Annotated in this window: 10 protein-coding genes; 6 read left to right on the forward strand and 4 right to left on the reverse strand. The window is 51.8% G+C overall.

Features of this window, described 5'->3' with window-relative positions:
* Positions 1-64 precede the first annotated feature (64 nt).
* A complete protein-coding gene (locus BLV87_RS19495) occupies positions 65-238 on the reverse strand; it encodes a hypothetical protein (protein WP_175517799.1) in 174 nt (57 codons plus the stop codon).
* Between the two features lie 124 nt (positions 239-362).
* Between BLV87_RS19495 and BLV87_RS15740 the strand changes: the two genes are divergently transcribed.
* Together BLV87_RS15740 and BLV87_RS15745 are read left to right on the forward strand one after the other, a co-directional pair.
* Complete coding sequence (locus BLV87_RS15740) at positions 363-2,126, forward strand: heavy metal translocating P-type ATPase (RefSeq protein ID WP_175517974.1); 1,764 nt, start codon at positions 363-365, stop codon at positions 2,124-2,126.
* 208 nt (positions 2,127-2,334) lie between these two features.
* Positions 2,335-2,871 (forward strand): GNAT family N-acetyltransferase, encoded by a 537-nt coding sequence (locus BLV87_RS15745; protein WP_093070202.1) that lies wholly within the window; start codon positions 2,335-2,337, stop codon positions 2,869-2,871.
* 148 nt (positions 2,872-3,019) lie between these two features.
* Here the strand turns inward: BLV87_RS15745 and BLV87_RS15750 are convergent, their stop codons facing one another.
* The gene (locus BLV87_RS15750) at positions 3,020-3,433 is read right to left on the reverse strand and encodes a PIN domain-containing protein (RefSeq protein ID WP_139282205.1); all 414 of its coding nucleotides are present in this window, start codon (positions 3,431-3,433) and stop codon (positions 3,020-3,022) included.
* Positions 3,434-3,533: 100 nt separating this feature from the next.
* On the opposite strand from BLV87_RS15750, the gene BLV87_RS15755 reads away from it, so the two are divergent.
* Positions 3,534-4,157, forward strand: a complete 624-nt coding sequence (locus BLV87_RS15755; protein ID WP_093070206.1) for a hypothetical protein — start codon at positions 3,534-3,536, stop codon at positions 4,155-4,157.
* Between the two features lie 13 nt (positions 4,158-4,170).
* Here the strand turns inward: BLV87_RS15755 and BLV87_RS15760 are convergent, their stop codons facing one another.
* A complete protein-coding gene (locus BLV87_RS15760) occupies positions 4,171-4,446 on the reverse strand; it encodes a type II toxin-antitoxin system YafQ family toxin (RefSeq protein ID WP_093070208.1) in 276 nt (91 codons plus the stop codon).
* Entirely contained in the window at positions 4,443-4,703 is a 261-nt protein-coding gene (locus BLV87_RS15765; protein WP_093070210.1) for a type II toxin-antitoxin system RelB/DinJ family antitoxin, read from the reverse strand. The genes BLV87_RS15760 and BLV87_RS15765 overlap by 4 nt, the downstream gene beginning before the upstream one ends.
* 234 nt (positions 4,704-4,937) lie before the next feature.
* Between BLV87_RS15765 and BLV87_RS15770 the strand changes: the two genes are divergently transcribed.
* From BLV87_RS15770 to BLV87_RS15780, 3 genes are all read left to right on the forward strand, one after another.
* Positions 4,938-5,372, forward strand: a complete 435-nt coding sequence (locus BLV87_RS15770) for a hypothetical protein (protein WP_093070212.1) — start codon at positions 4,938-4,940, stop codon at positions 5,370-5,372.
* A 14-nt stretch (positions 5,373-5,386) separates the two neighbouring features.
* A complete protein-coding gene (locus tag BLV87_RS15775; protein ID WP_093070214.1) occupies positions 5,387-5,632 on the forward strand; it encodes a hypothetical protein in 246 nt (81 codons plus the stop codon).
* A 3-nt stretch (positions 5,633-5,635) separates the two neighbouring features.
* A partial coding sequence (locus BLV87_RS15780; RefSeq protein WP_139282209.1) for a CHAT domain-containing protein occupies positions 5,636-8,170 on the forward strand: 2,535 nt, incomplete at its 3' end.

The following is an 8,170-nucleotide window of genomic DNA, read 5'->3' on the forward strand; positions in this document are numbered from 1 at the left end:
TGGGTAAAACGTTTGTCCAGTCCCTGTGGACTAATGGGGAGCTGTTGGAAGGCGGCTGTCCGACTTAATCCATCCAATGTGCTGGCAGGATTGCCCATCCAGCCAAACACCAAGCTGCGGATGAAGTTCGAGCCGCTGAGTTTGCGCTGGCGTTGAATGAAGCCGCTTTTTTTGCTAACGCGTCCGCTTTTTCATACAAGATGGCTTGCAATGCGGTGGCTACTTTTGTCAGTATCAATGCGCGGTCTCCTTGTCGAAGTCGATCTATTCGGTGTGCAAAACTAATAGCCTACCAGAGAGGGAGACCGCTTTCGCGGGTTAAAGTTGATGCGTATAGGGTTGCACACCTTACAGCCCTACCTTTGATCCCACTGGTAATTGCCACCGGTTTTTACCTGACGATCCCGCTGTTCAAGATTTGCTGGCAGATAGCCACCAAAGAGCGCCGCCTCAGTGTTGCACACTTATTAGCATTGTATTTCTGCGGCATGTGGCTGGGTGGTTATTACACTATCGGTGCGCTTGGCATGATCCTGTTGGGCGGTGCGCAAAAGGTCATGGTACTGTGCGAACAGGAAATGCACGACAGCTTGGTATCGGTACTGGGGCAACAACCCCTCAAGGTATGGGTACTGGCAGATGGGGTAGAAACCGAAATCGACTTTGCCCAATTGCAAGTCGGCGATGTGATGGTGCTGGATGTGGGGCAAATGATCCCCATTGATGGCGTGATTGTGCAAGGCATGGCATCCATTGACCAACACATGCTCACTGGCGAAGCGCAACCCGTTGAGAAAGGCGTGGGTGACAATGTGCTGGCTGCCACGGTGGTGTTGGCAGGCCGCATTCAGGTAAAGGTAGAAAAAACCGGCAGTGAAACCGCCGCCGCCAAACTGGGCGAAGTTATCAACCGCAATGATGAATACCGTCAAAGCGTCGAACAAAAAGCCATTGCCATTGCCGAAAAGTCGTTAATCCCCATGTTGGCAGCAGGTGCAGTTGCTTTGCCCGTGCTTGGGGTGAGCAGTGCCTTGGCGATTTTGGGCAGTAACTTCACCATGAACATGGTTGCCTTGCGCCCCTTGACGGTACTCAATTTCTTCAATACCGCCTCCAAACACGGGATTTTGGTCAAAGATGCTTCGGCGCTGGAAACCTTGCCCCACATCAATACCATCGTGTTCGACAAAACCGGCACACTGACGCTGGACATACCGCAAGTGGCAGACATCCATGCGTTTGCCGGTTACAGCACCAACACGGTGTTAACACTGGCAGCCGCAGCGGAACACCGGCAAACCCACCCGATTGCCCAAGCCATTTTAGCCGCCGCCAGCGCACAGCAATTAAGCTTACCCACCACTGACCATGCGGTTTATGCCGTCGGTTATGGCTTGCAGGTACAAATTGCGGGGCAACTCATCCGGGTCGGTAGTTTGCGCTTCCTGCAATCGGAACATCTGGATGTGCCCACCGAGGTAGAAACCTTGCAGACGCAGGTGCAAGCCAGCGGGCATTCACTGGTATTTGTAGCGGTTGACAATGTAGTGGTCGGTGCAATTGAACTCAAAGCCAGCATCCGCCCCGAAGCCCGCGAAGTGGTTCAGCAATTACAGGCGCAAGGCATGAAGCTGTACATCATGTCGGGCGACCAGCTTGAACCCACCCGACAATTAGCGGCTGAATTAGGCATTCCCCACTACTTTGCCGGAGTGCTACCCGAACAAAAAGCCGGACTGGTGCAACAATTACAACAGGATGGCAACAAGGTCTGTTTTATCGGTGACGGTATCAACGATGCGATTGCCTTGCGGCAAGCGGATGTTTCGGTATCCCTGCGCGGGGCAACCACCATTGCCACCGATGCGGCGCAAGTGGTGTTGATGAATACCGATTTGCAGCAACTTCAGACACTCCTGCAACTTGCCAAAGAGCTGGAAACCAATATCGCCACCAATACCAAAGTCGCCGCAGGCTTCAGCTTGCTCAGTGGCAGCGGGATTGTATTCCTGCACCTGAAATACATAGCGGTGGAAGTGTTGGCTGCCAGCCAGTTGTTAACCGGGGTGGGGATTGCCAGCAAGCCGTTGTTGGAGAAAGACCGCTCAGTAGTAGCAACTTCATGATCTAGCCCAGCAAACCCGCCCCCCAAGAAGGAGGAAGCCCTGAAACTAGCCGATCGAATCGGTTACACAGAAGCTAACAGCACCAAACAAGTTGAGGTGTCTGGGTTTGCTGGGCTAGATCACTCGACACCATGACAAAGTTTACATCATTTGATGCGGCTGATTATCTTGATGATGAACCGACAGTGACCAATCGACTGAGAAATGTATGAATTACAAAATCCTCGATAAAAACAGCAAACAAGAAGTGGTAAGCCTTTTCACGGCTGTATTCTCCTTATCCGAGGGGGAGAAAGAAGGTGAGCTGATAGGAAACCTTGCATCGGAACTATCGTCAAGAGCCGACAATCAAGAAATAATTTGTATTGGCGCTTATGAAAAAAGGTTACTTGTTGGGGCAATTTTTTTCACCCGTCTTAGATTTAATGAGTCAATCACGGTTTACATGCTTGCTCCCGTTGCAGTTAGAACCAAGCAACAGGGAAAAGGCGTCGGGCAGGCACTAATCAAGTATGGGCTGAGTGAGATGAAAAGTCGATCTGTGGCTGTAGCCATCACATACGGCGATCCATCCTTCTACTCCAAGGTAGGGTTTCAACCTCTCTCAGAAAATACCATCAAGGCTCCGGTGAAGCTTTCAATGCCAGAGGGTTGGCTAGGCCAGTCCTTAACGGAAAAGCCAATTCCAACAATCAATGACCGTCCCACATGCGTTAAGGAATTCAATGATCCTATTTATTGGTAAACACAAGAACAGTTCCGTTTCCCCAAATTAACCCCTTGCTTGGCAGCAACCAATAGCTAAATGAGCTTGAGCTGCTCCAATTGTTCCACTAAAGCAATCACCTCATTGTCAGTTAGCTTTTTGGCAAACATAGAATGAATGTGCGACATCAAGCTATTACGTGTTGCTGGACGGTTGGCGCAACATGCTTAGTCAGACGCTCAGTCAGCAGTGTTATTTTGTCAGCAACAGGCAACGCTGGCAGATCAACAAACACCGGAATCTGGGCAAATTCGTCATGCCGTGCCGCTGATACTTTCAGTTGCTTCAAATGCGTAATCAGCGGGTCGAAGCCTTTGTCTTTAGAAACAATGTGAAAATAACCCGTTGGATCTTGCTTCGCCCATTGCCCAATGTGGAAGGAAAGCACGAAATCCAGCGCATTTTTCCCCACACAATTCGCCTCAATCAAACCCACTTGATCGGCGTGCGCCAAAAGCTGTTTGATCAACGGGATCGGTAGCTGTTTTTGCTTCTCGCCAATCACTAACAACAAGGTTGTAGAGAATCTCAGGCGGGTCAATTATTTCTGATGAATGAGCTACCTGACGAGAATTAGCCCATTCATCGCCTGCGTAGATGCCCTATGCTTGCCGTATCCACACTGCCAGAAGGATTGACACATGGGCATGTTCGACTCACTGATGGTCAAGATCAACGACCGCGATATTGAGTTGCAAACCAAACGCTTTGAAAACATGTTGGGGCGTTATCACCCCGGTGATGCTGTTTGCGGTGCGCCGGGCGGCATTGGTATTTATTTCGACGCGGTAGAACTGGATGCCGACGGCAGACATGCCTATGAGGATGACAAGATTGCTGCCCGTTACACGGTGTTTGTGGTGCTGGTGCATGGCATTTTCACCGAATACGAGGTCATGGATGGCGCATGGGAACGTGAAGCCATCGAACGCCGCATCTGCGAGTTGAAAGACTTGTGGAGCGATACTGCCCGCATCACGCTGCGCTGGATTGAATTTTTGCGTAACGCTCAGGATGAAAAAGCCCGCTTGCGCGGTTGCATTAATCGCAGCTTGTCGGTGATTGACCATGCGCGGCGGTTGCGGGCGGGTGAGGATATGTCTGGTAAATTTGCGGCACTCTTCGTGCGTGAGGAAGAAAAGCGGCTGGATGCTGGGGAAGAGGTGTTGGATGTGCTGGAATCGGTGCTGAAAAAGCCGGAAGCGGGTAGATTTTGGGGGTGTTCGCAGCAGGAGCGGGATGTGTTGGAGGATTATCGGTTGTGAGCTGCGTAGCTATTCACATCGTTTTGAATAACTGTGCATGGCTTCCAAGCCGTGTCAGGTAGACATATTGCTCATCGGTTTGGTAGATCAGCAAGGTATCCCCACCTAAATGGAACTCCCGAAAATCAGCCCATTCGCCTTGCAGTGCATGATCGCGGGATTCTGGCGGAAGGGGTTGGTCATCCAGCAGTTTGGCAACATACAGAAATAATTTGGTGGCTTGGGTATCAGTCAGGCGAACGTTACGCATGTCTTTGATGAACGCTTTGTGGCGTATGAGTTGTCTCATGGGTTCTGCAATTCACGTTGCAAATCTGTCAGGGTAACGGGCGTAAGATTTTTACGTGCCCTGACATCGCGCATGACGGCGATTGTTTCATCGTTGGGCAGGCGCACATCAAACGGCAAGCCTTTGGTTGCAACAATCATACTGGTGAAAATATTCACGGCTTCGCTGAAGTTTAAGCCGAGGCGTTCTAAGATGGCTTTGGCCTCTATTAGTTTATCAGTGTCTAGGCGAAGGCTGGTTTGTGTTTTGCTCGTCATGATCAGCATCCTGTATTTATCTTGGTTTTAGCATACCATTTGGGATGCTAAATGCTAGTAAAACCTGAGTTCGGGATAAGATTGCGATAAACATTTCCGACACCAACAAGTCTACATCATCCTGAAAAATGGATGTATGCCTGTCATTCTTCAAAAAATTATGCTCATCACTTTTTTCAGCCGCAACTCTGGTAAAATCCAGCTCACGATCCACACGTCAGGATAGGGCAGCCCATGACCGAACCTTCACCACCGCCGTTTGAAGTCACCACATCCGCCTTGAACAAATACGACGAGTCGTTGCTCGATCTGTTTGCCAAAGATGTTGCCGCGCAAGCCACCCGGCTGGATGACCTCGCCAAACAGTTAATCACGCTGAATATTGCCATTCCGGGCTTGTATGCCACTGTCCTCAAATTCATCAGTGGTGACAAGGCGGTGGTCAATGACCCCGTGTTGCTACTCATCACCTTTGCCGCGTGGTTGTTGGCATTGGGATTCGCGCTCGCCAGTTTGTTCCCGCAACGCCATCAGGTAGACCCGGATAGCCTCAGCGAGATCGAAACCTTCTTTTACCGCAGTGCCCAGCACAAACGCAAATTGCTGGCAGCGGCAAGTTTATTGAGCTTTTTCGGGATTTGTTTTGCAGTTTTCAGCTTATTTGTTTAACAGGGGAATACAACATGGGGCAAAAAATCAAACGTGTTACACAGTGCGGCAACTGTGGTAAATCATTTCCTTACACTTACGATCTGGAACGTGTTCCAGCGGGGATGACCAGCTATGATTTGCCCTGCCCGTTTTGCCAAACCCGCCTGAGCGTGCCGCTGCAAAGTGTGCGCAAGGTAGAAGTATTGAAAGATGGCACACAGCAGGAAATCATGGAATTAACCCTGCCAGAACGTCCTGTCGGCAAAGTAGAGGAGTAAACGATGACGACCGCCCCGTCCTTCACCATTACTCCACCGACTGACCTGCTGCGCACTCACCCACACATCAAGGGTATGGCAGATCGCATCAGTACCGCCTACGAAAAACATTTGCTGGTGGAAGAAAAACACTTGCAGGCAATGGGGCAAGCCCTGTGGGATGCGCTGATGCTCGGCGATAGCCTTGAGCTTGCCAAGCAAGCCAGCGGGCAACAGGTATTGCCGATCATTATTGCATCGGCTGATGCCGCCATCCTCACCTTGCCGTGGGAAACGTTGTACCACCCCACTTATGGTTTTCTGGGGCGGGAAGCGGGTTTCAGTTTGTCACGGCGCAACCTAACGGTCAGCGCGGCGTTGCCTGCGTTGCAACGTGAACCCTTGCGCGTATTACTGTTCACTTCCCTGCCCGATAATTTGAGCGAACTGGAACGGTTGGATGTGGAAGCCGAACAAGCCGCCGTGCAGGAAGCCTTGATGGAACAGGAACGTCTCGGTGAAATCGTGCTGGAAATGCCGGATGACGGACGGCTGGACACTTTGCGCGATACCTTGCAACAGTTCCAGCCGCATCTGGTTTACCTCAGCGGGCATGGCAACTTTACCCACGAACATCATAACCAGCGGGCGTATGGCAGCTTTTTGTTTGAAGATGCATTGGGGCGCGGGCAATTGGTTGCTGAAAATGAATTGGTCGCCTGTTTCCAGAACACGCGGGTACAACTGTTGGTGATGTCCGCCTGTTTGAGTGCCAAACAACACCCCGACTACCCGCACAACGGTTTGAGTGCAGCGTTGTATCGGGTGGGGATTCCGCACGTTATCGGGATGCGTGAATCGGTGTTTGACAAGGCGGGCATCCAGTTTGCCAAAGCCTTGCTGCTCAAATTGGGTAAGCACAGCACGGTGGATGTGGCATTACAACACGCCCGCGCCGCGATTACCCAACCCTTCAAGGAAGCGGGTGGCTACCGCGACAGCAACAACCCGCTACGCACCGAAGCCTCGTATGGTCAATGGTGTTTGCCGCAATTGTTGAGCCATGACTTGCAACAAGGCTTGGTCGATTGGGGGTTTACGCCACAGCCCAAATCACAAAACGAATTGAAGACCTTGATGGGGCAAGTGTCCGTGCCGGAAAAATTCCGGGGTCGTCGTCGTGAGTTGCGCCAATGGCAAAACCGTTTGCGTGACAAAACCGCCAATAGCCTGCTGATTACGGGTGTTGGCGGCATGGGCAAAACCTCACTGGCCTACAAACTGCTGCAAGGCTTGCACAAAGATGGCTACCAGACGTTCAGCTTTTCGCTGCGCCCGGAGCATGACTGGCAAAGCATCCTGCTGGATATGGAACTGGAGCTTTCCGAAGATGAGAAAGCCTATAAAAAGTACCAAATTCTGCAAAGCAAAGGGCTGGATGAAGCAAAACAAGCCGAGTATTTCCTCAAGTTCCTGCTGACACTTTATGACGGCAAGCTGGCGTTATTCTTCGACAACCTCGAATCCGTACAAGATGGGCAATACCCTCATGCCATCACCGACCCCACGCTGCAACACTGGCTGCAAGCGGCACAGTCACTGACCCGGCAAGGCTTGAAGCTGATTCTCACCTCACGCTGGCGGTTGCCGGGTTGGGCGGATGCGGAACACTACCCGCTGGGCAAACCCGTGTATGGCGATTATGTGGCAATGGTGCGGCTGCAAGGTTTGCCATTGCAGGGTAAACGCCTGCAAACCGCTTATGAAACCTTGGGTGGCAACTTCCGCGCTTTGGAATTTTTCGCCAAGGCAACACAAGGCATGAGCGCACAAGAGGAGCATGAATTTACCGCCAGTTTGGGCAAAGCGGCGGCTGAAAGCCAAACCGATATGGCATTGGCAAAGGTAGTAGAGCTACGCAGTAGCGAGGAAATCGCGCTGCTGCATCGTTTATTGGCGTATCAGACGACCGTGCCGTTGTTGGGGGTGGAGATTGTGGGAGAACCCCTCACCCCCTGCCCCTCTCCCTCAAGGGGCGAGGGGAGCAAGAGCGAAACGATGGATACTGTGTTGCAGCGGTTGTTGGCGGTGTCGCTGGTGGAGCAATACGCTAACCCGCACACGCAGCAAACCAAATACCAGCTTGCGCCGTTGGTGCGTAGTTGGTTGCTGGCAAACGGTGCACCCGAACCGGATCAACCGCTATTGCAAAAAGCGGCTAATTTCCTGTTGTGGGAATTAGAGGAACGACAAAACACCACATGGGAACACATATTGGCGACCCATGCCGCGCTGCTGGCTGCCAACCTCACCGAACAGGGGCAGCGGTTGGTACTGGACTGGATCATCGAGCCGCTCAACCGTGCGGGTATGTACCGCACCCTGCTGGACGACTGGCTGCCCCCGCTCGCCGAGGCTGACAACCAGCAGATCAAAGGGGAAGCACTCGGACAGATCGGCAAGCAATACCTCCATATTGGTCAATACGACACCGCTCTCGACTTCCTCAAAAAGTCGCTCGCCATTACACAGGAAATCGGCGACAAATACGGCGAAGGC

It is taken from the genome of Thiothrix caldifontis, from assembly GCF_900107695.1.
Taxonomy (GTDB): domain Bacteria; phylum Pseudomonadota; class Gammaproteobacteria; order Thiotrichales; family Thiotrichaceae; genus Thiothrix; species Thiothrix caldifontis.

Excerpts from the sequence above, each read along its gene's own strand:
- BLV87_RS15745 (WP_093070202.1), top strand. The coding sequence starts at position 2,335 with ATGAATTACAAAATCCTCGATAAAAACAGCAAACAAGAAGTGGTAAGC.
- BLV87_RS15755 (WP_093070206.1), top strand. The coding sequence starts at position 3,534 with ATGGGCATGTTCGACTCACTGATGGTCAAGATCAACGACCGCGATATT.
- BLV87_RS15760 (WP_093070208.1), bottom strand. The coding sequence starts at position 4,446 with ATGAGACAACTCATACGCCACAAAGCGTTCATCAAAGACATGCGTAAC.
- BLV87_RS15765 (WP_093070210.1), bottom strand. The coding sequence starts at position 4,703 with ATGACGAGCAAAACACAAACCAGCCTTCGCCTAGACACTGATAAACTA.
- BLV87_RS15770 (WP_093070212.1), top strand. The coding sequence starts at position 4,938 with ATGACCGAACCTTCACCACCGCCGTTTGAAGTCACCACATCCGCCTTG.
- BLV87_RS15775 (WP_093070214.1), top strand. The coding sequence starts at position 5,387 with ATGGGGCAAAAAATCAAACGTGTTACACAGTGCGGCAACTGTGGTAAA.